General features: G+C 44.1%; 26 protein-coding genes. 4 read left to right on the forward strand and 22 right to left on the reverse strand.

Annotation, left to right across the window (positions count from 1 at the left end; genetic code table 11):
* Positions 1-139: 139 nt before the first annotated feature.
* A complete protein-coding gene (locus tag ACWNM1_RS04885; RefSeq protein ID WP_449600128.1) occupies positions 140-706 on the forward strand; it encodes an FAD-dependent oxidoreductase in 567 nt (188 codons plus the stop codon).
* Positions 707-998: 292 nt separating this feature from the next.
* On the opposite strand, the gene ACWNM1_RS04890 is transcribed toward ACWNM1_RS04885, so the two are convergent.
* The 10 genes from ACWNM1_RS04890 to ACWNM1_RS04935 form a co-directional block, all read right to left on the reverse strand.
* Positions 999-1187 carry a hypothetical protein gene (locus tag ACWNM1_RS04890; RefSeq protein WP_449600129.1) on the reverse strand — a complete coding sequence of 63 codons (189 nt, stop codon included), beginning with the start codon at positions 1185-1187 and terminating at the stop codon, positions 999-1001.
* 72 nt (positions 1188-1259) lie between these two features.
* Complete coding sequence (locus ACWNM1_RS04895; RefSeq protein ID WP_449600130.1) at positions 1260-2240, reverse strand: glycosyltransferase family 2 protein; 981 nt, start codon at positions 2238-2240, stop codon at positions 1260-1262.
* A gap of 78 nt (positions 2241-2318) precedes the next feature.
* Positions 2319-4472, reverse strand: a complete 2154-nt coding sequence (locus ACWNM1_RS04900; protein ID WP_449600131.1) for a glycosyltransferase family 39 protein — start codon at positions 4470-4472, stop codon at positions 2319-2321.
* A gap of 219 nt (positions 4473-4691) precedes the next feature.
* Positions 4692-5237 carry a DUF1697 domain-containing protein gene (locus ACWNM1_RS04905; protein ID WP_449600132.1) on the reverse strand — a complete coding sequence of 182 codons (546 nt, stop codon included), beginning with the start codon at positions 5235-5237 and terminating at the stop codon, positions 4692-4694.
* A gap of 26 nt (positions 5238-5263) precedes the next feature.
* Positions 5264-6082, reverse strand: coding sequence for a phosphotransferase family protein (locus ACWNM1_RS04910; RefSeq protein WP_449600133.1), 819 nt, complete (start codon positions 6080-6082; stop codon positions 5264-5266).
* 14 nt (positions 6083-6096) lie between these two features.
* The gene (locus ACWNM1_RS04915) at positions 6097-6393 is read right to left on the reverse strand and encodes an antibiotic biosynthesis monooxygenase family protein (protein WP_042184604.1); all 297 of its coding nucleotides are present in this window, start codon (positions 6391-6393) and stop codon (positions 6097-6099) included.
* A 19-nt stretch (positions 6394-6412) separates the two neighbouring features.
* The gene (locus tag ACWNM1_RS04920; RefSeq protein WP_449600134.1) at positions 6413-7039 is read right to left on the reverse strand and encodes a hypothetical protein; all 627 of its coding nucleotides are present in this window, start codon (positions 7037-7039) and stop codon (positions 6413-6415) included.
* A gap of 126 nt (positions 7040-7165) precedes the next feature.
* The gene (locus tag ACWNM1_RS04925) at positions 7166-8272 is read right to left on the reverse strand and encodes a GerAB/ArcD/ProY family transporter (protein ID WP_449600135.1); all 1107 of its coding nucleotides are present in this window, start codon (positions 8270-8272) and stop codon (positions 7166-7168) included.
* Positions 8273-8511: 239 nt separating this feature from the next.
* Positions 8512-9666, reverse strand: a complete 1155-nt coding sequence (locus ACWNM1_RS04930; protein WP_449600136.1) for a Ger(x)C family spore germination protein — start codon at positions 9664-9666, stop codon at positions 8512-8514.
* On the reverse strand, positions 9663-11213 hold the full coding sequence (locus ACWNM1_RS04935) for a spore germination protein (protein ID WP_449600137.1): 1551 nt from the start codon (positions 11211-11213) through the stop codon (positions 9663-9665). Before ACWNM1_RS04935 ends, ACWNM1_RS04930 begins: the two co-directional genes overlap by 4 nt.
* A 222-nt stretch (positions 11214-11435) precedes the next feature.
* On the opposite strand from ACWNM1_RS04935, the gene ACWNM1_RS04940 reads away from it, so the two are divergent.
* On the forward strand, positions 11436-11753 hold the full coding sequence (locus tag ACWNM1_RS04940; protein ID WP_042184593.1) for an MGMT family protein: 318 nt from the start codon (positions 11436-11438) through the stop codon (positions 11751-11753).
* Here the strand turns inward: ACWNM1_RS04940 and ACWNM1_RS04945 are convergent.
* The 8 genes from ACWNM1_RS04945 to ACWNM1_RS04980 all read right to left on the reverse strand — a co-directional run bounded on the left by ACWNM1_RS04945 (position 11750) and on the right by ACWNM1_RS04980 (position 18570).
* On the reverse strand, positions 11750-12451 hold the full coding sequence (locus tag ACWNM1_RS04945; protein WP_449600138.1) for a DUF1361 domain-containing protein: 702 nt from the start codon (positions 12449-12451) through the stop codon (positions 11750-11752). The two genes, ACWNM1_RS04940 and ACWNM1_RS04945, sit on opposite strands and share 4 nt — an antisense overlap.
* A 231-nt stretch (positions 12452-12682) precedes the next feature.
* Complete coding sequence (locus tag ACWNM1_RS04950; RefSeq protein WP_449600139.1) at positions 12683-14461, reverse strand: SulP family inorganic anion transporter; 1779 nt, start codon at positions 14459-14461, stop codon at positions 12683-12685.
* A 99-nt stretch (positions 14462-14560) separates the two neighbouring features.
* Positions 14561-14887 (reverse strand): ArsR/SmtB family transcription factor, encoded by a 327-nt coding sequence (locus ACWNM1_RS04955; protein ID WP_042123860.1) that lies wholly within the window; start codon positions 14885-14887, stop codon positions 14561-14563.
* Between the two features lie 73 nt (positions 14888-14960).
* Positions 14961-15338: a hypothetical protein gene (locus ACWNM1_RS04960; protein WP_076300153.1), complete on the reverse strand. Its 378-nt coding sequence runs from the start codon at positions 15336-15338 to the stop codon at positions 14961-14963.
* A gap of 61 nt (positions 15339-15399) precedes the next feature.
* Entirely contained in the window at positions 15400-16968 is a 1569-nt protein-coding gene (locus ACWNM1_RS04965) for a phospholipase D-like domain-containing protein (protein ID WP_449600140.1), read from the reverse strand.
* 174 nt (positions 16969-17142) lie between these two features.
* The gene (locus tag ACWNM1_RS04970; RefSeq protein WP_042184585.1) at positions 17143-17436 is read right to left on the reverse strand and encodes a putative quinol monooxygenase; all 294 of its coding nucleotides are present in this window, start codon (positions 17434-17436) and stop codon (positions 17143-17145) included.
* A gap of 27 nt (positions 17437-17463) precedes the next feature.
* Entirely contained in the window at positions 17464-18105 is a 642-nt protein-coding gene (locus ACWNM1_RS04975) for a nitroreductase family protein (protein WP_449600141.1), read from the reverse strand.
* A 36-nt stretch (positions 18106-18141) separates the two neighbouring features.
* Positions 18142-18570, reverse strand: a complete 429-nt coding sequence (locus ACWNM1_RS04980) for a MarR family winged helix-turn-helix transcriptional regulator (RefSeq protein ID WP_449600142.1) — start codon at positions 18568-18570, stop codon at positions 18142-18144.
* A gap of 163 nt (positions 18571-18733) precedes the next feature.
* Here ACWNM1_RS04980 and ACWNM1_RS04985 point away from each other — a divergent pair, with 163 nt between their 5' ends.
* The gene (locus tag ACWNM1_RS04985) at positions 18734-19513 is read left to right on the forward strand and encodes a carbon-nitrogen family hydrolase (RefSeq protein WP_449600143.1); all 780 of its coding nucleotides are present in this window, start codon (positions 18734-18736) and stop codon (positions 19511-19513) included.
* A gap of 71 nt (positions 19514-19584) precedes the next feature.
* On the opposite strand, the gene ACWNM1_RS04990 is transcribed toward ACWNM1_RS04985, so the two are convergent.
* A complete protein-coding gene (locus ACWNM1_RS04990) occupies positions 19585-20514 on the reverse strand; it encodes a lipoate--protein ligase family protein (RefSeq protein WP_449600144.1) in 930 nt (309 codons plus the stop codon).
* Between the two features lie 178 nt (positions 20515-20692).
* Between ACWNM1_RS04990 and ACWNM1_RS04995 the strand changes: the two genes are divergently transcribed.
* Complete coding sequence (locus tag ACWNM1_RS04995) at positions 20693-21577, forward strand: CHAD domain-containing protein (protein ID WP_449600145.1); 885 nt, start codon at positions 20693-20695, stop codon at positions 21575-21577.
* Between the two features lie 22 nt (positions 21578-21599).
* On the opposite strand, the gene ACWNM1_RS05000 is transcribed toward ACWNM1_RS04995, so the two are convergent.
* The 3 genes from ACWNM1_RS05000 to ACWNM1_RS05010 are packed head-to-tail and all read right to left on the reverse strand — an operon-like array spanning position 21600 to position 25663.
* Positions 21600-22808 carry a Ger(x)C family spore germination protein gene (locus ACWNM1_RS05000; protein WP_449600146.1) on the reverse strand — a complete coding sequence of 403 codons (1209 nt, stop codon included), beginning with the start codon at positions 22806-22808 and terminating at the stop codon, positions 21600-21602.
* The gene (locus tag ACWNM1_RS05005) at positions 22805-23896 is read right to left on the reverse strand and encodes a GerAB/ArcD/ProY family transporter (protein ID WP_449600147.1); all 1092 of its coding nucleotides are present in this window, start codon (positions 23894-23896) and stop codon (positions 22805-22807) included. The genes ACWNM1_RS05000 and ACWNM1_RS05005 overlap by 4 nt, the downstream gene beginning before the upstream one ends.
* Before the next feature lie 27 nt (positions 23897-23923).
* Positions 23924-25663: a spore germination protein gene (locus ACWNM1_RS05010; protein WP_449600148.1), complete on the reverse strand. Its 1740-nt coding sequence runs from the start codon at positions 25661-25663 to the stop codon at positions 23924-23926.
* Positions 25664-25666 lie beyond the last annotated feature (3 nt).

The following is a 25666-nucleotide window of genomic DNA, read 5'->3' on the forward strand; positions in this document are numbered from 1 at the left end:
TTTGCTTCACAAAACTTAAGCGTATGCTTACGATGCCAGTTTTGCTATGTTGTCCATTCTAAGGAGCCACGCTCCGCAAAACTTAAGCGTATGCTTACGATGCGAGTTTTGCTTCACAAAACTTTTAGGAGGTCAAAAAATGTACGAAATCGCCGTAATTGGAGCCGGTCCTGCCGGTGCAAGCGCAGCCCTGTTCGCCGCCAAGGCAGGCAAAAAAACGCTGCTGATCGACAATGATAAAGGCATGACCCGTAGAGGATGGTTTGAGAACTTTTATGGAATTTCCGAAGTAGGCGGTCCTGATCTCGTAGAAACCGGACATAAGCAAGCCGTCAAATTCGGCGCTGAGCTGGTAGCAGAACAAGCTATTAACCTCACTTCCAGCGGCAACGGATTCGTCATCGAGACCGAGGATGGAATCATTTATGAAGCCAAACATGTTATTCTTGCAACAGGCGCCCTTACCGATCTAGCCGCCAAAGCAGGCGTGGAAACAATGGATGGTACAGAGCCAAGAATCAAAACAGTTGTCGCTGTTAATCCAGAAGGCAAAACAAATATTGAAGGCATTTGGGCTGCAGGTACCGTTGCCGGAGTAAGTGTACATGCCATTATTACGGCAGGCGATGGCGCGAAGGTAGCCATTAATGTGATTAGCGAGTTAAATGGTACGCGTTACGTGGATCATGATGTACTAAAGGCTTAATCAATGACTGAAAATATAGATCCGGAGACGATTCTTAGGAATCTGTCCTCCGGATTTTTTATATCGCAAAAAATAACTGTACTTGTTGCAGTTATTTCATACTTTAGCCCCTCTATGACTTTTTTTAAGTGTAGTTTATGCAACTAAAAACAGATGGAAAGAGTAAAGTACACTTATTTGTTCATCCCCAACTGCCCTGTAAACGCCTCGCGCGCAAAAAAACTGCCCCAAACATCATCCCACCACCGCCGAAGACGATGTTAGGATCGTTTGGAACAGTCTCCTTCAATCACTAGCGTGTACCCCAAGGTAACGCCCCCACTTCTTCACTTTCCTTCAGACTAGCAGCCAGCTTTTGCAAATACGGAACCAGTAATGGACGCAACTCCTCCCGCATCAATCCGACCTCCAGCGTAGCCTGAATGTAGCCGAATTTATCACCAATATCATAACGTTTGCCGATCAAATCCAGGGCCAGCAAACCTCCTGCCGTGGTACCTGCTGAACACCGACGATGGTCTTCTCCTCTTGTTCATACAATCGCATCTTACATTTATTGGCGATGTAGAACTTGCTGTTCACGAACATCCTGCTGTTTCTTATCTTCATAGAACTCTTGAACAATATAGAGCGGACGTCCCTTGGTCTCATCATAAATCCGACCGACATACTCACCCAGAATCCCTAACATAATGAGCACAAAGCCATTAAAGGTCAGTGTGATTCCGATCATCGATGCCCAGCCCTTAACGACTGAATCCGTAAAGATCACCAGATATAGCACATACATCAGATATAGAAAACCAGAGGCCGACAGCAGTGCGCCAAGGTATCCTGCCAGCTTCAGCGGCTTATAAGAGAAGGAAGTAATTCCATCCAGAGAGAGCTTGATCATCCGTTTCAGCGGATATTTAGTTTCTCCAGCCAGACGTTCATCGCGTTCATATTCAATGGCTTTTTGCCGAAAACCGACCCAGCTGACAAGCCCGCGTACGAACCGATTTTTCTCCGGCAGGCGTTTGAGCTCCTCACAGACTTTACGATCGATAAGGCGGAAATCCCCCGTATCTACAGGTATTGAAATATCGGTTGAATAACGAAGTACTCTATAAAAGAGACTGGCCGTCCACTTTTTGAATAAGGATTCTCCGTTTCGCTTTATCCTTTTGGCATATACAACTTCATACCCCTGCTTCCATTCCGCAATCATGTCCAGAATCAGTTCCGGCGGATCTTGCAAATCCGCATCAATAATGACAACTGCATCCCCTAAGGCATAATCCATTCCGGCAGTAATAGCGATCTGATGTCCAAAGTTACGAGACAAGTCGATCAGCTTCACACTCTCATCCCAGTAACTATATTCCTCAATCATCTGGGCGCAATTATCTGTACTGCCGTCATTCACAAAGATCAGCTCATACACTTCATTAGTTAAACCCATTACTTTTTTGATACGTCGATACGTCTCTTGAATGACCGCCTCTTCGTTAAACATCGGTATAATAATGGAATAGCGCACGTTGGTACTCATGAGCAGCTCCTCCTTAAATTTGAATAATGAAGCGTGCCTGATCTATCTCATAACACGCCTCATAGGATTAAAATTAGCCTAGTTTACAGTAACTTTGTATAATGTCCCGCTCTTTCCTCCATCGCTTCCAGCCCAATCGGCTGCTGGAACTTCTGTACCATTCTCTGTGATCCAAGTCGTCAACTCGGAGCTTCCCCCGCGTCCACCACCCATACCACCGCTATTGATCAGGAAGTACTTCACCTTTCCACTCTCTACAAACGCCTTTAGGGTATCTGGGGTATACACGGTGTCTGAGTTAGAAAATCCGTTCAAAATAACAACCGATGCACCCTTGTCAACGATATAAGGAGCTGCTGTGCCATAATCCAATGTAGCAAAAAGATAAGGCTCCCCATTATTGTTCTCCTCCAAATAGGACAACAGACTATCATTCGCACTTGCGGCGCTATTACGTCCAAAATTGCTTGGACTGCCTCCCATTCCACCTCTACCCTCACTACTAGTCGGGCCTGCCTCAGGGGTTTGACTGTTCAAGCCATAAGTAATGGGAGTAGCTGCCCAGTAGAGCGGTCCAATTAACAATACTAATACGGCTGCAATACCTGTCGTATAAATAAAGGATTTCTTCATGCCTTTAAGAACTACCAGTACCAGCGAAACCACTATTCCTGCAACTAAAATCCCAATGGACCACCCACTGCCAATCGTATCGTTATAAGGATGAACAATGTACCACTGGAAACCTGCTGTAACCAGCGTTGCGGCTGGCAATAACCAAGACAGCCAACCAGAGTGCTCGCGAAATAGCGTCCACAGCTTTGACCATCCTGCACCGACTAACGCTGCAACTGGCGGAGCCATCATCACCAGATAATATTGATGGAAGAACCCTGCGATACTGAAGAATCCCATAACGGGCACCAGCCACGCTAACCAGAAGAGAGCTTCTTTATGAGCCTGGGTAAAGTTCTTTAACCGCAGATTGGCGAATAATCCAATGATGCCTAGCAATACGAAAGGCAGCATCCAGCTAGCTTGACCTGACAGCTCTGATTGGAACAGGCGCAGTGGGCCTGCTGTTCCTGTATTGAACATTCCGCCTCCGCTTCCAACGCCATTCATGCCGCCGCGATTTCCTCGCCCGCCGTCGTCGCCACCAAATTGCCGACCTTGACTGTCTGTTCCACTAGGAGGCTGACCTGGTGCACCTCCATCATCGTCACCAGTCTGGCTATTCGAGGTCGAATTTGTGCCTTGCCGGCCCGAAAATGCTGCACGTCCACCATTAGTGCCACTATTACTGCCTGACCCATTCATAGCTGGCATCTCGCCGTTCATGTTCGGCATCTCACCATTCATAGCTGGCATTTCACCGTTCATGTTTGGCATCTCACCGCCATTCATTCCTGGCATTCCACCGCCACCACCACCTGCCCCGCGATCCCCCGTTAATCGGGCAACGCCATTGTACCCAAAAGCAAGATTCAGCACTGAATTGGACCCACTGCTGCCGATATAAGGCCGTTTGCTGGCGGGAATCGAATCCACGATCACTGCCCAGGATAAGGAGACTACAAGCAATATTGCTGTGGAGGCTGCCAATACTCCCGTCTTCCGCTTCCAGCTCACTTTGGCAGCTAAGACATAAAAGAAATAAAAAGCCGGCAGAACCATGTACGCCTGCAGCATCTTCTCGTTAAACCCAACACCGATTAACGCAAATGTGGTAAGAAGGCTACCCATCTTGTTGCTCTTCGTCCCTTTAAATAGAAACCATGCCGCGAGCAGAAGGGTGAATACAAGCAGCGCATCAATATTGTTCGTCCGGCTGACTGCCGCTGCTACCGGAGTAGTCGCCATGACTAGAGCTGCTATACGTGCTGCCGCTCTGCCAAAGGTAGGCTTCACCAGCAGGTATACAAGTAACACGGAGCCCACGCCGCCGAGTGCCTGTGGCAAAATCACACTCCAACCATGTAACCCGAAAATAAGCGCGCTAAGTGTCTGAATCCAAAAGGTAACTGGTGGTTTATCCACCGTTACTGAACCCGCGGAATCCAGTGAAGCGAAGAAGAAATTATGAAAGTTCTGCAGCATACTTCCCACCGCAGTGGTGTAGTATGTATTCACATAGTGGTCATTCCAAACTCCATAACCATACAAAAAAGCGGCAAGTAATAAAATGAGCCAAAGTATAAGATCCAAGCTTATTTTTTTGAACCTACTCATCTCCATCCACTCCTATCCTTTGATCGTCTATAATTCCGGCAGTTCTGTGCCCCCGGTTCAAACTTTCTGTAGGTGTATTATTTCACCCTTACCTTAACTCTCAATGAGTCCAAGCTGAATGTTTGCTGAATATACAAGGCCGCCAGAACGCAAAAAAAGCCCCCCAATTATGGAGGCTTTCTGTTCAAATCCCAACCCAAGCAAATATTTTAAAATAGACTATTCCATCCTGCCCATAATAACGAGCTTATTCACCGTATTCCAATTACGTGCTGTAATCGTCATACCCAATATTCTATCAAAAGGAACCTTGAAAAGCGGCGACTGGCTCACACTGACCTCATATAATATATATATCTCTCTGCCGACAAAACGCACTTTATCCGGTCCATTCTCGTAGGTGCGCAGTTTATCCAATGCTTCCGCTGAAGGCTCGGCTGGTAAAAAAGTAACATACCATCTTTTGAATTCCTCTGGCTCGGAGAGCTGAAAGGGATCGTTAGCGATCACGTTCTCCATTTCTGCTAAGGTACGGATAATAACAGAGACCTCGAATCCAAAAACCTCATGAATCTTACGTTCAATGACTCCAGTAAGCAGACTCTCCGAACCTTCATCACTCTCAAATACAACATTTCCGCTCTGAATATACGTTCGTACATTTTCAAATCCAAGAGTCTGAAACATCGCCTTCAGGTCCAACATTTTAATAATTTTGTTGCCACCGACGTTAATGCCACGCAGCAGCGCAATATAGGTAGTCATGGAATACGCTCCGTTTCTTGTTATGATCAAGTTAGTCCCACGGTTAAGGTCTGCAGACGTTTACGCACTTCTTTTACTAGAAGCTCCTTCTCCGGTGGCGGAAGTCCTTCCACCAGACGCGCGGCAGCGATTGGCAAAATCCAGCGGTCTACATCCTCATAGGTGAGACCTGATAAATGGAGATACTCCCGAATGTATCCCTTGGTTAATTTCTTTCTAATAAAACCTATCATCATTCTTGATAAGGCAGAGGCTCCAGGGGGCATGGCTCCCATACTGAACATCACTACAGATCGCGCAGCATCGGCCGCTGGTTCTCCCACCACACCTGTCATCCAGTCGATTACCCAGAGCTGATCATCCATAAGTACATTGTCAGGATGGAAATCTCCATGACATAAATAGGTTCCTTGTGGTAACTTCTCCAGATAGCTCAGGATGGCTGACTTCTCATCTTCACGAAGCATTGGAGCCCCCATGATATTCCACTTCAACATATCCTTCTGCTGTCCAATTTCCTCAGTAATTTCAAGCTTATGCAAATCGTAGTGAAGCCTAGCCATCATTCTGGCATACTTACTAACTTTCCAAGGCTTCTCACCCATCACCTTTAGCAGGGAGGGACCTTTAATTTGTTGAAATACAATACCTTGTCTTGATTGTTCAGAAATAAGTTCAAATGGCTGTGGTGTCCGGACGCCCTGCGAGTGCACAAACTGACTGGTCTTATATTCTCGGCTAATATTCTGCTCTGAAACATCCTCTAGGTACAATTTAAGAATTCTCTGATCATCATGCTGCCAAATCTCCGCTGTTCTGCCTTTCCCAACAAGCTTCGCCTTCATTCGGCAGCCTCCATTTAGTCCAGATTAATGCGGGTAAAATGCTCAACAACCGGAAATGGGTCGTAGTAATGGTGAAGTAGCGCCTTCCATTCCTGATACTGGCTGGATTCTCTGAATCCTATGGTGTGATCTTCAAGTGTTCTCCATTTCACAAGCAGCAGATACTTATGATCATCCTCCAAGCAATGTTGCAATTCATGCCCAATGTAGCCTTCGATCGAAGAAATTAAGCTTGATGCCTCCTTGAAGCTTTTTTCAAATTCAGTAGTTAAACCAGGCTTCACTTGCAGCATCGCAGCTTCCAAAATCATAATCAGCATCCTCCAAAGGTTATGTATTTAAAGCATCACGGAAAAATTCATGATAAAAATTAATAATAACAAGCAGAATGGCTAGTGACTCGTTGACCTGCTCTACCTCAAGGCTATGATTAGCATCATCGATTCTATACACTTTTAAATGATGAAGCCCACTAATTTCACTAGAAAGCTGTTCGCTAAATAAAGGGTCGCTTCCCCCATAAATTACAGTCCCACGACTCTGCTGTATCAAAGGGATCGCCTCAGGTAATGGGGTTATATATAAATGAGACGTCTTTTTCTGTATTTCCAGCTCTTCTGCAATTCTCCCTGCTAGGACCGAACCCACGCTTTTGCTAATGAATAGAATCTTTTTGTATTCAGGAAGAGATGCAATGGCCGCCTTACATTCCTGAATGAGAATAATCATTTCATCACGCTTAAAACCTACTCTAGCACTCTGGTAGCCATATTCAAGCAGCAGGACATCGCAATGATGTTCCCGAGCTGCTTTGGCTGCATAATCTAGCAGGGGGCGTTCAGCCGAGTAGTTTTTACCTGGAAAAATAACAGCCAATGCCTTAGATCCTTGAGTAATATATTTATGTCTAACCTCTCTACCCCAATAAGAGGACATAATGATGTTGCTGACGTTCATACCTGTTTCCCTCTTTTCTAAAACAACCATTCTATATATATCTATCATTATAGCTAACTTATGTTTAGTTTTAAAATCAAAGAATCCCCAATCTTTACTAGAGATCAGGAATGTTCGAAAGTAGGTCTATTGCTGGGATGCCACCTGCTTATTTTTACTTTTACTAACCTTAATTTCAGCACAAACCCACAGTATCAACGGAATGATCACCTGAAATGGAAGCGCATATATTGGATAAATAGTATAGGCAAAATGCTGCATCTCCATAATATCCTTAAAGATAAATAGAGAGAAATAAACCATAATCAATCCCAGCTGAAGCACAACGGAACGGTAGCTCTTCAGTTTAAATAATTTAGCGACTCCAACACTAGCCACATATAAACATAAGCTAGCCTTTATGAATATCGTGATTACAAATCCAAGTGCTGATGATGCCTCCATCCGGGTCAAAAAATCCCCTATATTAATCCGACTAACCGCTACATAAGAGGGGAAGTATAAACTTTGAACAATATCAGGATTGAGAATCAGTAAATTCCGCAGAGAAACGAGCAAAATCACCCCACCAGAAATCAGCAACCCGCTTAGCAGTATCTTTTTAGCTGATTCTTTTGCCGGTAAATGACTAAACACTCCCATAAAAAGAACAATTTCAGCAAAAGGAAAAGTAAATGATCCAAATGTATCTGCAAATATTGGTGACCATCCACTGTCAAGAAAAGGCTTTAAATAATGATAATTGAGCTTGGGAATGGCTAAGATTTCAATAAACAAAATCTCAGCTAAAAGAAGCAGCAGAAATAGCTTAGCACATCTCCCAATCACCTCAATTCCTGCCTTAACCACCCAAATACATAACAAGCCCACGCATAACATGGGTGCAATCATAGGCGTCTCTGTCAAGGCAACCGTTTTACTAAATTCCCCAAAATTCCGTAGAACGAGGGCCCCCATATGCAGCGCGTACCATATATACATACAAGAAACTACTCTCCCAAAGATAGATCCAAATACGATGGTCAATATATCAAATAGATTCTTACCCGGAAAAAGCACATGAAATCTGGCGTATATAAACAGCAGGGGAACCGTTAACGATATGGCAAAAAGCAGAGCAATCCAGCTGCTGTTGCCCGATTTCCCCGGCAGTCCCATGAATAGTGAAGTCCCAATAATAAATAGAACAACAATACTTATAGAATGCCCTGTAGGTATGATCTCTTTTTTCATGCTTAAATCTCCTCTTAGACTTGTAACTAAAATAACTTGCTGATCCAGCTTACAATTAAAGGTGATGGACTAGGAAGCTGCCATTTCATGGCCAATGCAAAAGCAATACAGAAAGAAAACAGACATAGTGTACAACTCACATAAAAATCCCGTTTCATCCCTTGCTTTAACAATCCGTAAGGATCCATCAATACAACAAAAAAGTAGATCAACACAACGATAACAGCCAATTTAATCACCTATTCTTGATGGATCTGGATAGATCTTGAGTTTTGAGCACTGCTCTCAATAATTACTGTTGAATTTACAACCACATCTAGATTAGAGAATTCCCGCTCCCAATCTTTATCTAACTCGGTCCAGGTCTTAGGCATATTCTCAAAGATAATCTCACCGAATCCAAAAATATCGGAATGATATTCCTGCTGCACCTTTTTAATTACAGAGAGAATATTCTTCTGTAATTCCTTAGCGGCACGCTTCTCTATAACATTCTTACTATTCAGACTAGTGAATCCTTCAGTAGTCATTACCTCATCAAGCCCGGTATGTGTGACCATATTTATCTGTAATTGGAGCTTACCGTTTACCCAAACAGGCCTTACTTTTGTTTTATTGGAAAAAATTTCAAGCGTGTAATCAGGGGCTCCCTTTTCGTTATTCACGGTTAACACCCCACCCTTTATATCATCTTTAATAAACAACATGGACTTGGTCTCTTCGCCACTCAATTTGCCAACCATCTTGTCCATTTTGAATATAGCAGTTCCACTAACACGTGGATTCTTCTGCCCGTTTTTTTCGTGAATATAAATAAGAGGAGCTATCGCACAATCCCCGGGCGTCTCCAGCTTTTCAATGAAGTCCCAAATCTCCACAACCGGGGCCGTACTTACATTTTGTTCAATTGCCATCTGCTGAGCAAGACCATAAGACATAATAGTTTCTGTTGAGCTATTTAAATTAATTACTTCCTGAGCCGTCTTCTCCTTAGAAATAAACACGTATACATCCGATCGAGTTTCTGTATCTCTGTTGTACCAATCAATCACCTTTACAACCCCTTCCTTCGCTACCTCCTCACTGATAATGATCGCCTTGGAATGGCTCCAAAATAATTTCTTTCCCGTGATTGAAATCATACTTCGCACAATTTCAAACAACGTTTTACCTGAAAGACTAACCATCTTATATCCCGCTTGACTAGACTTCATCCCCTCTTTCGTATCCACGATTTCGACCGTTGCTAATAGCTTCCCGTCAGAATCTTTATCGATGCCAATGCCTGCTACAACCGCCCTATCTTCAATTTCAGTGTAATCCCAACAGCCCAAGATACTGACCAGAAGTAATAGCGATATACAAGCTAGCAACCCTTTTTTGATTTTTTTCATGACCGATTCCTTACTTTATTTGTCGCTTTTCTCTTTCGGTTACGCGCCCCAATCATCGCTGGACGTAAATACATATGCCACCACGGCGCCCTTATAGCTGTATCCTTAATGTCCTGCGGGCGAATAGAACCAACTCCAAGCATGTACTGAACCCCAAAGGAACGTAAACTCATCAAATGAATAATTAAACCGATCACACCTAAGAAATACCCGTATAATCCCAAAAAAAAGGTTGCAAACAGCAGTAGCGACCTTACTACAATTAAAGGGCCCGTCAGCCTAGGGTTAAGCAAAGCCATAATTCCGGTTAAACCCACAACAATAATCATAGGTGCGCTAACTATTCTCGCTTCCACAGCCGCCTGACCCAGCACTAGCGCACCTACGATGCTAATCGCCTGACCAATGTAGGTCGGTATTCGTTCTCCTGCCTCTCGCAGAATTTCAAATATCGTTAGCATGAACAAGACCTCCACCACAGTCGGAAAGGGGACGGCTACTCTCGATGTTGAAATACTAAGCAACAACATGGTAGGCAACATCTCCTGGCTATAAGTAACCAAAGCTACGTACAAAGCAGGAATACTAATAGACAAAAAAGCTCCAAGTACCCTTATCATTCGGTTAAATGAACCAAAGTAATAGTTAATATAATAATCAGCACTGGCCTGAAAATTCTCTACAAACAAATAGGGCACTGTCATTGCATAAGGACTGCCTTCCATTAATAAGGCAACTCTACCCTCCATAATTTTGCTCACTACAGAATCAGGTCGCTCTGTGCTCCCCGTCATCTCAAAGGGTGAAAAGGGTTCATCCCGAATAAGCTCTGAAAGAACAGACGTATCCAATACAACATCTATGTCCACCTGCTGAACTCGGTTCTGCAGCTCTTTAATAACATCTGGTGAGGCCAAACCTTCGATATAACAAATACAAGTTTGTGTTTTGGAGCGAGTCCCGACTTGACCATAAATAATCTTTAAGTCCGGACTTTGCACTCTTCGGCGAATGAGCGTCAAGTTTACAAGCAGAGACTCTGTAAATCCTTCTCGCGGACCCTTTACACTTTTTTCCGTCACAGGCTCCGCGATGGCCTTCGTTTCCCACCCCTGCGCACTAATGTTAAGCGCACCCGCAAAGCCATCCATCAGAAACAATGTTTTTCCAGCTACGACCGCGCTAACCATCTCATCCAAACTCGTAGAGCAAACCACATCGCTAATGTTAATAACCAGCGTCCGAATTTTCTCCATCATTTCAGCTGTATTCCCGCTATCCATCGCCGTAAAATCAAAATCCATAAGAGGCTTTATCACCCCGTACTGGATCATTTCCCTGTCTACCATTCCGTCTACATAGACCAATCCGCAGCGGATGCCGTCACTATGGATATTATTTATCACTCTTATTCTAAGTGTTCCATCATCCTTGAATATTTGCCGAAACAGATTCATCATTTCATCTAGTGACGTACTGGGAGTCTGCCCAGACTTATCGTTATTTTGAGAGTTGTTACTGATCCCCTGTGCTGATTGTTTCTCCACAGTAGTCACTCCTGTCACAATAGGTTTCCTAGAAATTATCCCCCGTCTCACTAAATACTATCCGCCAAAATTATACTGTAAAGGGATCAACTTCTTCACAAAGGAGAATAAGTTCCATCCGTTAAAATAAAAAAAACCGCTTTAGCAGCGGTTTTGTTGATTGTTTATGATTGCAGTGATCATCTGGTATAATTTGATGAAAATAAGAGATAGGAGCTCCCTATGACACCATTTACAGAACAAGTGATTCGTATCATACAATCTATACCTGAAGGTAAAGTAATGACTTACGGAGGCGTTGCCCGCGCGGCAGGAAGCCCAAGAGGCGCTAGGCAGGTAGTTCGTATCCTTCACTCCATGAGTAGAAAATATAAACTTCCCTGGCATCGGGTTATCAACGCCAAAGGAATGATCGCCTTGACTGAAGATGAATCTAACTCCCTCCAGAAGCTTTATTTGCAGGAAGAAGGGATTATTTTTAATGAAAAAGGTGTGGTAGACCTGAAGCAATACCAATTTGATCCCGAATTTATGGATTAACCACGTATGCGCTTAGCGCCCCTTCCTCTTTCACTGGTTCCTAGACCATTCAGCAAACAGTACATCGTAGCGTAGATAACCAGCAATACAAACGCTATGAACAAGCTAAAAAATACCGACTGTCGATTCAAGCTGTCTATAACCAGTTGGTACAACTGATGCCGGTCCGTCAGTACGTCCCAGCTATTCAGCCTGTAGACTCGGCCAAGCAGGACACCATACCCCCCAAGTACACATGCTGCGAGTACGAATATCCAAGAGAACAGCAGGCTGCTCTTGCGATAAACAACCGTCTGAAACTGGTATAAAGAGAAGAACCCGGTCAACCAGCCGCTCCAAGTGAACAATAAGAGAGTAACCAAATCATACCAATACCGATTCTGAATGGTGCCATCCACGATATATCTGCTTTTTCTTATCGTCAGATGCACCAGATCCGTCATGAGATAAGGCGCGTTCGGAAAGAACAGCAGCCAAGCGACGCCTAGCGGAACAAGCAGCAATCCGCCTATCTTCCTTTTATCCAGTTCATAAGCAGCCATCGAGAACAGGAACGGAATCCAAGCCAGGAATAAATTCCAGAGTAAAAATGCATAAAACGAATCCGTCTGTAGTGACACTACACGATATACGGCCAATGTCGCCACAGACAGACCTGCCAAGAGCATAAACACCTTCGGATAATGCAATTCCTTCATGAGCCTATATTCTCCTTATCGAGATAGTTTACATTTAACTTATACCCAATTGTACAAATTTGGCATTCCCAAGTCCAATCTCAAGTATAAACGCCTTTGTCGTCCTTATTAGGACGATAAGCGTTTAAGCGAGAAATAAAAGGAGAATGTATAGTGTGAAACTTATACTTCTTATATCTGAACCAAAAACCCGGACGCAGAAACGTCCGGGCTGACTCTTATCTATTTCACTCAAAGACCACTATTTAGTTCAGGTGCAATTACAGGTTTCTTACGCCCTTTAAGACCGCGCACACTTCCCGCCTCTTCCAGACAGGAGAATGCTGTACACTCCCTAAAAGCAGCATGGCTACATCCAATACACTTGTTGTAATCGATGCTGATAAGTGCGTCATTAATGGCTTCCCCGGTGTGCGGATAAAACTGAGCCTCACCTATGGTACTATACAGTCCAGTTCTCTTGAGTAGCTCAAGCGGCTGTGGCTGAATACCTGAGATCATAAGTTTCCCTCCAACGGCTTGTAAATGCCGCACCAGCTCTGCTAAATTGGATTCTCCGGTAGTATCCATGAAGGGTACTTTCCCCATCCGCATTAATATAATTCTAGGTTGATCTGAGCCATAGCTTGGCATAGTGTCATCGAATCGATAAGCAGCGCCAAAAAACAGCGGACCTTCCACCGTGTAAATTCCAATTTGCGGACAGTCATGACTCTCCGTAACCATATGTGCCTCTACCTTAACAGACTTCGGATCAGGCAGCACTTTGGCTACCAAATGAACCTCTCCCATTCGTTTCACAAACAGAATAACCGCAAGAATTAATCCTACCTCTACTGCCAGCGTTAAATCTGCAAATATCGTTAACAAGAAGGTGATGAATAACACCAAGGAATCGCCGGTCTTGATCTTAAGCAGATGGAGGAACTCTTTGCGCTCACTCATATTCCAAGCTACTACCATTAAGATCGGTGCCATCGCAGCTAAAGGAATACTGGAAGCATAGGGTGCGAACAACAGGAGAATTAGAAATACCACAACACCATGAACGATCCCCGAGATCGGAGAAACAGCGCCACTCTTGATGTTCGTCGCTGTTCTAGCAATTGCTCCTGTCGCTGGTATGCCCCCGAACAATGGAGCAGCAATATTTGCGATCCCCTGACCGATCAGCTCTCGGTTACTATTATGGCGGCTGCCTGTCATTCCATCCGCTACAACAGCGGATAACAATGACTCTATAGCACCTAGCATTGCAATGATAAATGCCGGACGAATTAGCAGGGTAATTCGTTCCCAAGTAATGTCCGGAAATCGAAAGCTCGGTAAGGTATTTGGGATTTCTCCGTAAGCAGAGCCAATCGTAGTCACTTTGCCGCTAAAGAATAACACAGCAATCACAGTCGCGCACAGAAGACCTATCAATGATCCAGGCACCTTCGGGGCGAATCGAATTGCTAGGATAACGACGGCAAGACAAATCACGGCGGTCAGAATACTGTATCCATTCATCGTCGATAGATGAAGCCCTATTTCTTTCATATTATTTACAAAGCTCTCATGCCGTTCTATATTCCTTAGTCCAAGGAAATTAGCAATCTGCCCGGTGAAGATAATGACTGCTATTCCTGCTGTGAAACCAATCGTTACTGGCCTTGGAATAAACTTAATCAATACACCCAGCTTTAATAACCCCATGAGAACTAGAATAACCCCTGCCATCATTCCAGCGATAAGCAAGTTCTCATAGCCATACTCCATCGCAATGGCAAACAAGATAGGAATAAAAGCACCTGTTGGCCCACCAATTTGAAATTTTGATCCTCCGAACAATGAAATACATATTCCGGCAACGATTGTCGTGTAAATGCCATACTCCGGTTTTACACCAGATGCAATAGCAAATGCCATCCCCAAAGGAATGGCAATAACACCAACGATTGTTCCCGAAATCAAATCCTTGCGAAATGCATTCATGTTGTAGCCTTTATATCGGCCCCACCCTGTCATGATCAAACCTTCTTTTCTTTAAATATCTGATTATTTGAATATAAGAAAAACATTACTCTAGGACGCAACTGTTGTCAACGCCAAAATAATGTTATTCCTTTATTCTCCGCGCATACCTTCGAGCAATGAAATGGTATTCACCAGATGGTTATCAAATATTTGTTTAGCTACGACCAGAAGATCTTTAATTAGAGGATCACGTAACGAATAGATCACAGTGGTACCTTCTTTTACACTGGCTACTACATTCTTAGCGCGTAAAACAGCTAACTGCTGGGATACAGCAGAACCTTCTGATCCTAGAATGGCTTGTAGCTCATTCACATTCTTCTCACCTTCGCTGAGCAGTTCCAGTATACGAATTCGCATTGGATGAGCCAGCGCCTTGAAGAATTCGGTCTTAAATTGCTGAATTTCGGTGTTCATAGACTTCTACTCCTCATAGCTTACTTCTGATTCTAATGTCATCTTTGTATGTTATCTTAGTCCCTGATAAGCGTCAAATACTCAAGGGGTAGATGCTCACATTACGAACCTGTACTTCTACAAACACACCAAGCGCCATAGGCTCACCGAGACACTCGAACATCACTAAACTTTCACCTATTCGCAAAAATCCTGTTCCGTCCTCTTCAATATTCTCCAGCACACCGGTAAAAACAACCTTATCTCCCTCTAACCTTGTATTGAACTCACTAGTAGGTACAGGCAGAATATCCACCCATCTCATCAGCAGCTCCGAAAGCTCGAATTCCACATCTGTTTCCGTATCTGGCTCCACAGGAGCTCCGCACCAGATCCCCCGACCCTCGCCAAACTCTGTGCGAAAGAATACCTCATCCTTTTTCATACCACTCTTTGTAATTTTGATTTTCATAGCTATTATTCCACCTTGATAATTTATAACGATCATTATACATGACAATGAACCGATATTATCAAGTGTAATTCTGAGTAACCTTGTTCAGATACATACTAGGATGCAGCCAAGGATGCTTAAAGAACTCACTTTTCTTCGTAATTCTCCGTGAGACACCCAGATCATAATCGATCATAGACTTTATCCGCGCTGCGAAGGCCTCCCCTTTCACCAGCATTCCCAGCTCGAAATCGTGGCAGGCGCTTCTCTCATTGATGTTGTAGGAGCCATGAAATACCGCCCGTGATCTGTGGTCATAGGCTATTTTCCAATGTGAAAAACGACCTGTGAAGCTGTAATCATAAAAGGAAACCCCATTGAGAAACGGCTTATACATATTGCCTCGTACCGCCGCAGTATTGGTAGGATGATCATTAACCTTCAGCGGATTGCAGATGCTCAGATGACAGGAACAGTCTGGCCCCAGCTCCCCTAGCCGATCCCAAAACTCTTGATCAATCAAATAAGGATTTACAATCACCGTCTCCTCAGTCGCATAGGTAATTAAGTTCAAATAGTATTGCTGAATTAAGTTAACTGGATTACCCGGAAAGCTTGCAAACAGTGTACATTCTTCCTCCCCAAAATGATAATTTACATTCGGATGGTAGAAGGCATCATCCACGTCAAAATGATCACCTCCCAGAAGTAACCAACGGGAATGAAACTTAGCATTTAAAGGCTGCGCCGCCGCGCCACGGATCCGGAAGCAGCCATCATGCCACTCCTCTTTTTTACTAGGAATCCCCTGTAGATGTCCATCTATACTGATCGAGGAAGATGCCTGAACAGGCGTCACGTACGTGTATTGATCTCCAATATTCAGGCTGCCAATAATAGAGGTTACCCCATCAATGACCATAAACTTCCGGTGATCAATGACATTCAGCCTAGTGATTTCAACGTCCTCTTGTACTTTATCCTGTAAGAACAGGATACTTTCCGGTACGCCTTGTTGCTTCAGCGCCTTCCGCTTCATACGCCATTCTACGGCTGTATAATAAGAATTGAAGGTATTCAACAGCTTAGCTCCTGCATCCTCGAGCCTTTCAGAAATCTTGGAAAATTGACCAAACGCCAGATTATTCTCATACCCTAAAGCTGTCAGCGTGTAATTGACCATGATCCGTACCTTCACCCCACGTTTAAGGGCGTGAAATAATTCATCTGCAACCAGATTGCCTGAACGGTCATTAAAGAAGAGCATCACGGACAGGTGAATATAATGCTGTGCCTTCTTTATTTCTTCTAGTATCATCCCTAGGCACTCGGGTCCATTCACGTAAGGATCTACTTGGTTATTCCATGTGGTTTGTGGGGCCAGAGCTTTTAGCTTGTCTGAATCTAATCTGTCTAATACTTCAGTAAGTTGCCCCAGCAATCTTGGGCTAAAGCCAGGAACCTGAAATAGCTGCTGCCCCTCCGTAATGACTCCGCCAATGGACTGTCGGTATGCTCTAGCCGCCTCCAGATCGATCCCCATTAGTCTGCGCTCCGCCTCTTCTCCTGCTTCGCCCATAATGCAGACAAGTGAACCTCCTGATAAATAATAGTTCACCATATCGATCATATTTTTCTGTATTTCCATATGTAAGATCCCCTATCTTTATTGTGAGTGCACATGTATCAAGGTAAGGATAGATACCCTTGAACTCCTCCATATAAACGGGGAACATAAAAAAACAGGAATGCCCCTCAGCCATTATGGCTATGGAACATCCCTGTTTAAGATCAACCAGGATTCACTAAGAATCGAGATAATTTATTTCACTTGCTCTGCGCTAAATACTTTTACGTCTAGTGGCGCAGCCAAGAATTCACCAGCTTTAGCTGAGAACGCGGTAAAATGAGCGCTCGTATTGTGGCTGGATACGGCTTCAGCGTCACGCCAAGTCTCCACCATAATAAATGAGTTCGCTTCTCCGGCATTCTCATACAGCTCGTAAGAGAGATTTCCTTCTTCAGCGTGAGTAGCTGTGAGAAGTGTTTTGGACTCCGCCAAAAACTGCTCGCGACGTTCTGGATTCACTTTAAGTACTGCATGGATAATGATCATTGTATTTTCCTCCTAAGGTATAAAGTATTATTTCCACTCAGCAATCTTATCGATAGGCAAACGGACAGATGGGTAACCTGCATCAACAGCCTTACCGATGGAAAGCAACATTACAGGAACATAACGATCTTTTTCCATGCCAAATGCTTCTGCGATTTGATCTTTTTCATAACCGCCAATTGGGTTTGTATCGTATCCATGTGCACGGGCAACCAGCATCAATTGCATTGCAACAAGAGCACCATCAATAAGCACAGTATCTTTGTTAACTTCACGTGGCAAGGTAGCAAAGTGAGCAGTTAATCTAGTTAATTGGTTTTCTTTTACTTCAGCAGGCATTAGTCCACGTTCAACAGCTGTACCATAAATCTCCTCAGCGTAGTCGAAATTGTTCAAATCACCGAAGATGGCAATCATAGCTGCAGAGGTTTCAACTTGTACGCCATTAAAGCGAGCAAGAGGAGCTAAAGTAGCTTTTGCTTCGTCACTTTCAATAACAAGAAACCGCCAAGGCTGCATATTTACAGAAGAAGGTGCAAGAGTCGCTTCCGTAAGAATCTGAGTCATCTCTTCTTTGCTGATCTTAACGGATGGATCATATTTGCGGATAGAGCGGCGACCCGTAATAATTTCTTTAAAATCATTGGTTTGTGTTTGTGTAGCGTTCATATGTGTATTTCTCCTTTGAGTGTGTGATTTTGGTAGTTACAACAGATTGATATTAGATTGCAGACGATTAAGCATATCTATGAGCACTTTTCGCTCCTGATCGTTAAATCCAGTAAGCAGAGTAGCGACAAATCGTCTCTTCTCTTCGCCATATTGAATCATTCTTTCCCGCCCTTGATCCGTTAATGAGACCAATGTAACCCTGTTATCTGCGGGGTTGTTGCGGCGAGTGATCGTACCACTCTCTTCCATCCCTTTCAAGTGCCGAGTGACGGCGGCCGCATCTATGTCCATGCCCTTTTGCAGTGTAATTTGGCTGACTTCATCCACCTGGAATAGTTCATACAGGAGGCGAAGCCGTGTGGGACTAATCCCAGCACATCGTTCGAATTTCGGAGAGATTCCCTTGTTTAATGCCTGAAGCAGTTCAAATATGCGGTCTTCCTCAGGATAGTGCTCCGTCAAAATATACCTCCTTTATAAAATTAATTGCGTGCAATTATTTTGTATAAAATTATATTAACTGATATTCATTGACCCGTCAACTAATATATCAAATCATTTCTTAAAAATCAACATTGCTTATCCTCTTATGGTGCTATAGTCTTGAACAAAAAGGAGGAATCCTATGAGAATCTCCCTGATTCAGCTGGATATAGCATTTGGCAATCCCGATATGAATTATGCTACTGTAGCAAATAAAATTTGTGAAGCTGCCGCTACAGCCCCCGACTGTCTTATTCTCCCTGAGCTTTGGACCACTGGCTATGATCTGACCCGACTAGAAGATATTGGCGATCCAGAAGGAGAAGTTACCAAGGAATTCATCTCCAGCTTATCCAGACAATACAACATCAATATCGTCGCTGGTTCAGTCGCTAGCAGGAACGCCTCCGGTGTAACTAATCGTATGTTTGTATTTAATCGAACTGGAGAACTCGTTGGTGAATACAGTAAGCTACATTTGTTTCAGCTAATGGATGAACATCTATATTTGCAGCCTGGAGAAGGCAAAGGCCTCTTCACATTGGAGGGCACGTTATGTGCCGGATTAATCTGTTATGATATTCGATTTCCAGAATGGGTTCGTGCCCATACCGTACAAGGTGCAGAAATCTTGTTTATCAGTGCAGAATGGCCATTATCCAGGCTATCTCATTGGCGTGCACTACTGATCAGCCGAGCGATCGAGAACCAATGTTATGTAGTAGCCTGCAACCGTGCAGGAAGCGATCCTAACAATACCTTTGCTGGGCATTCTATGATCATTGATCCTTGGGGAGATGTTTTATGTGAAGCTTCTGAAGGGGAAGAAATCCTAACGGGGGATATCGATTTACATATGGTGCGTGAAATTCGAGCACAAATCCCGATTTTTGCAGACAGACGTCCGGACTTATATGCTTAAAAAGGACGTAACAGAGTCTGGCCTCTCGCCAGATTTCTGTTACGTCCTTCTTAACGATGCTCAAAATCCATTTATCCTTGGGCATAACGTTCATGCAGAACTCGCGCAGCATCCAGAACACGCGGATCTTCATAGTCTAGGAAATATCCGGTCTCCTGCTGTAGCCTGTCAGAGGATTTAAGCACCACTCCACGATGGGCTAATGCTTGTCTAATACCTTCGGCAAATACTTCAGTCGCATTCGGTCCACCTAGTTCGCCAAGCCCAGCGATCGTCTCTGGACGAACCCGTGGATAAGCTAATGCTGAGTCTCCTCCAGAGGCTTGCTCATAGAATTTATGAATGAGTTCACCACGTCCCTGTCCTGAACCCGAAACCACTACAAATGCATGTACGAAATAGGCATTATTTTGTCTGCGCTGAGCAATGCCGCAAAATTTCCGCCCACCGATCGCCAAATCGAAGTCCCCCGGGCAGTAAGAACCAACAATTTCACCAGCCTCAATTTGAGCCGCAGCCTGTGGATGACTCATAGCAACTGCCTCAGTGATCAGTGAAGCCAGAAGCCTAAAGTCATCGTGAAAGTCCAGCTTTCCACGTCCTTTGGGGAGAACTAGCGAAACATTAACAATTCCATCATCCAGAGGCACCGCAGCACCACCGGAATGTCTCACCGCTGTACGAATGCCTTGCTGCTCCAACTTAGCCATCGCCTGGGCCGCGTACGGAAGCTTGCTGTCCCGTAGGCCGAGCACAACACCCCCAGAATGAATCCATAGGTGCAGACTAGGAGGAACAAGTCCCGCTCCGACATCCCTACAAAGGGTCTCTTCAAAGGCGAACGGGATCAACATCTCCCCGAAGCCCTTTGCTTCCGCATCTATCCTGTCATCCTTTAAGATTAGATGCTGGAAAAGTCCCATTTCCGCAGGAAGTCCGATGACTTCTTTACTTCTATTAACAGATCCATTGATTATTGCATCGTACTCCCGAGTATCCACCGATTCCCCTCTTTCCCGTATTATCCGTATTATTGTAATCGATCTGCTTCGCTAGTGCGAAATCAGAATTGAAATGAGGTTATGATAACGCTATCCTTATAGTATACGAACATGCCCCAGCTCGAATAGGGGGGAACCTTAGGTTCATGCTATACACAACGTTAAGGAGTGATGCCGCATGACAGTGGAAGTGATGAAGGAACGACAGGTAACCAAGACAAGACAATGGGAACAGGCACTTAACCTGCTGTATATTGATTTCTGGGATTACTGCCATGATGTACTTAGCAAATTCGATGACGAGGACATTCACCAGGCAAGAGTGAACTGCCGCAAGCTGTTAACACTGCTATCCATTCTCGACCCTGGTCATACTCTAGGGCTATACCCCCTATTTGAAAAAGCCCAAAAGAGATTAGGCAAGGTCAGAGATGCAGATGTTCTGATTGAATCGTTCAGGGCTAAACGTAAACACGCCAAGGAAAACGGCGATACAAAGACAGCAGAACTGTTGAAGGCTGTGATCGACCATCAAAAGGACAAGCGCAAAACTTATCGTAAGAAGCTGGCCGATGAGCTGCCTAAGCTAATCAATGAAGATCTGGATGAGAAGTGGAAAGCTTTCTTAAGTGAACAGCTAGAGGCCCTGTTAGCGAAAAAAGATGCCAACGTTGTCATGCGCGAACTTGAGGTAGCTTACGAGCAGAAGAAAAAAGCTTGCAAGGCTATATTTCGTGGACAAGATGCCGAATCAGAAGCAGCCTTCGACTCACTGCATGAGCTGAGGATGGCTGCTAAGGAACTGCGATATACCGCTAGTGCAGCCTCTTTTGCGTTAAATCAAAAATTTCATGCCCATGAGGAAATATATAAGCAGATCCAAGATCAGCTCGGGCTGATAAACGATAAACACCTTTGGCTGGAAACACTAAATTCTATTGGGCGAGAAGAGCTGAATACGAGCAAAAAAACATGGAATACCTTTACTGAACAATTAAAAACCGAAGTACTCGATGCGCTGCACCAAAATGATGTCATACCGCTCACACATCAAAAGAAGTAACTCTGAATCTTTTACAATCTTTCTATTCAGCGGTTGTATCTGATGCGCCGTATTCCTCAATATTCAGGTTTATTTCATAAGTAATTGGAATTTTGCTGAAGGTTTCGTCCCAGTTATCCTTGACGCTCCGCCATACGGCTGGATGCTGATTATGTAGACTGGTGCCGAAACCGGCAGCTTCGGTATGCAGTTCCTTCTGCATCTTTGTAACAGTAGTTTGCACCATTTCTAGGACACGCTTCTGCAGCAAGGCTTTATCCTTCTTTACAATTCCGTCGTGTAATTTCTTTGATTTCTCGGCAAAGACCTCAGCATATCTACCTGTAGATGTTATTTTCACGTTAAAAGAGATCTGACCATTATTCACATTGGCTTTGATCTTGCTATTCATGGTTTTAACCTCATAGGTTAAGAGGTCATGGTTATCCGGATTATACGTCTTAAGCACTCCCCCTAGCCCCTTTCCGGTCAGCCAAGCCATCCCTTTCAGTTCCGACTCGTCCAAAAAACCAACAAGCTTCCCCGTTTCCCCGTTGATTACACCTGCTCCCGATAGCTTTGTCTCCTGATCAATAGCGATAACATTTTGCAATAAGAAGCTTTTCTTTCCTTGCAACGGGCCAGCAACTTTTGCCAAAGTTACCGGCTCCCATATCCCCATGTTACGGTCTCTGTTATTGAATATCCCTTCAAGTACAAACGCAGGAGTCTGACCCGGCAGTGCATTTTCCAATACATCCTTGGCCATTCCCTTGCTGACAAATAACATAACACTCGGACGGATATCATTATCCCGAGTAAAGAAATCTATTAGTTTAGTAAGATTATTGGAACGCGCGAGTTTTTCACTAATCACAATGACCTTTAGGTGATGGCCTATCGGAGTGCGTCTAGTACGCAGTGAAAGCTGCCGTAGCGCTTCAAAGATAGAATCGCTAGTTTCACTCATATTATAGTAATTCTTAAAGGAGGAGGAAGAGGAACTGGCAGAAGACTTCATAACAGCTCCTCCCGACCCCTGCGGAATCGTAAATTGATAGGTACTGATTATTTTTGTAGGCTTTGCATTCCCACCTTCCGGATTAGCTACTTCTTCGCCTCCTGACTCCTCCGCACTGTCCAGTGCAACACCAATCTGCATGTTTAATTCCTCGATCGGTGTGCTGCTCCAGCAGCCTGATAACAGAGAACATAGTACAGAGAGCACGATCCACAACCGCCATTTTTTCATGAAGCAGCCCTCCGGAAATATGTGATAATTAACAATGGCAATGGAAGCAATCCGAATAGAATAAGCATAGAATCACCGATACCTGTCCCTAAAGCAAACAGAGCATTCACATTTGGTGGAATTCTAGAAACTACATAAACAAATGGAAGAGTAGCCAACAAACAGCTTTTGAAGTTTTTATGGATCACTTGGGACAATCCTAAAGCCGCTGCATAAATTGCAATACAAAAGGTACAAAAAATCTGCATAATCCATATCACTAACAACAACGACTCAAATCTTTCAAAGATGAGATAGTTCACCTCAAAACTTCGTACAAGATCGAGAAACGGCCAGGTTCTTGTGAGAACTCCATCTATAGAAAAGGCCCCTAAGGTTGCTACAACAGCCAGGACATAAAATATCGTCGATATACAGGTTCCGGCTATAATTACCTTTACTGCTTTTTGGGGCTTGTCCATAAAAGCAACAACGAATAGCATTGCTTCTCCAGCTGTAAAGGTTAGGATGGTTGGTCTGATCCCTTTCCACACGGGTTCCAAACCATCTCCAAGTACTGGAAGTAAATTATTGAGGTCGAAAACTTCGAAACTAAGCAGACAAACCCCCAGAAACACTGTCCAGGTAATCGGAACAATGAGTCTGCACATGCTAGCGATCGCATTAATTCCTCCCCTGCATAAATAGAAGGCGATCCATATAAAAGCAGCCATAATAGCCCAAGGAGGTGTGCCTTCCAGTAGAAAGAAAGAGGTCACCTCCTGCACCGAACGTATCTCAAAGCCGGCGATACTGAGAAAATACCCAATGACTCCTATTGACAGAACCATTCCGAGTGGCTTGCCGATGATCTTCCCGATATACTGAAAGAAAGTTTGGCCTGGAAACTGTTGACTAAGCTTCACTATGATCAATCCGAACAGAAAGGAGATTACTCCCCCTAAAAAAATACTTATCCACACATCTGGACTACCACTGGCCTCTACAATGGTCCGAGGAAGCGTAAGTACCCCTGCCGCAATCGTATAATTGGCTAGAATGATCGTCGCTTGAACAGCAGTAATTCGGTCCTTTACATCGGCGCTCATGTTCTCTTCCTCCTTTACCTAGACTTCTCACCCTTTACGCAAGGGGTCCTTTGGTTTCAAAAACGTAGGTCGCCTGGTTAGAAATTGAAAAGGCATACGGAATATAAAATCCTTCCAATTCACCATCTTATTTGGGACTGCCAGACCAAGATAAGGAATACCAAAACTCTTCAGCTTAATTAAATGACTACTAAGCAAGAGAAAAAACAGTACAACTCCGTATAATCCGAAAATGGCTGCAAAAAACATGGCTGCAAAACGGAGCATACGAAGCGTCATCCCAGCACTATACATGGGCATAGAGAAGGAAGAAACAGCCGTAACTGATACTACAATGACTAAAATCGGACTCACAATTCCAGCCTCTACCGCGGCTTGACCGATGATCAGACCGCCGACAATTCCCATCGCCGGACCGATAGGTTTAGGCAAGCGAAGCCCAGCCTCTCGTAATATTTCAATCGAGACCTCCATAATCAAGGCTTCGATTAATACAGTAAAGGGGACTCCTTGCCGGGAGGCGATAATAGAAATGGCTAGCTTAGTTGGAATCAAGCCTGGCTGGAACGAAAGGAAGGAAATATATAGTGCCGGAGCAAACAGGGATATCAATGCCGCAAAAAAACGCAAAAGACGTAGCATCGATCCTACCATCCAGCGATCGTTATAATCCTCTGGCGATTGCAGTAACATCCCGAAGGTTACCGGCATAATCAATGCAAAGGGTGTACCGTCAAGTAAAATAGCTACTCTTCCTTCCAAAAGTGCTGCCATTACACGGTCCGGCCTTTCCGTATTCTGAATCTGTTGGAAAGGACTATAGCCATTATCTTCGATCAATTGCTCAACATAACCAGATTCTTGAACATCATCTAAATCTATCGTTCTAATTCTTCGTTTGACCTCTTCTACAAGTTCATCATTCGCAATATCCTTGATATAGGCTAGGATCAATTCCTTCTGCATTCTCTTTCCTACAGTAAAAGAAATCATAGCTAGTTCTGTACTCTGTCCGTGTCTACGCAGCATCGCTGTGTTATCACTTAATGTCTCGTTAAATCCGCTTCGCGAGCCCCGCAAGACTCCTTCAGATTCTGGCTCCTGAATCCCTCTTGTATTCCCCTTCGGACTACTGAGTACAAAAGCCTTAGATATCCCCTCCACGAGCAGCACGGCAGATCCAAATAACACCTTCTGAAGAGAGAGGTATGCATTATCCGTAAGCTCAACTTCCGATATGAGGAGGATCTCATGTATGAGAATATCTTGTAGATCTTTCGCAGCCGGTACGGAATTCATATCCTTAAAAGGCTGATATGCATTCATTAACGGCTTCAATATATTCTGATCCATTTTGTCTTTGTCCGTTAGCCCGTCTACGTAGAAAAGTGCCGCTCTTGTCTTTATGCTTCCGATTCGCAACTCCCTTACATTTACATCATGCATATCGGCACTGATCTCACTGAATTTCTGCAAATCATCCTCAAAATGGCCACTATAAGTTATTCTTGTACCATCATTCTTTGTAACCTCAGCCGAGCTATGCTGCTCAGGCCTTTTTGCGATACTTGTTTCTCCAGATGCTTCTCCGTAAGGAACACCTCCACCTTTGCTGCCAGTAGCTTTTTCCGCTCTAGTCGTTATCTTGTCTTCTTTAGCTTTGGCCCAGCTTATTGTACGAAGTAGGAAAAAAGGGACACAGAAAATCATAATCCCTTGGAAAACCACACCCCAACTTGGAATTAATTCTATTACCTCATTCCACACCCC

It is taken from the genome of Paenibacillus sp. Marseille-Q9583 (genome assembly GCF_976954365.1).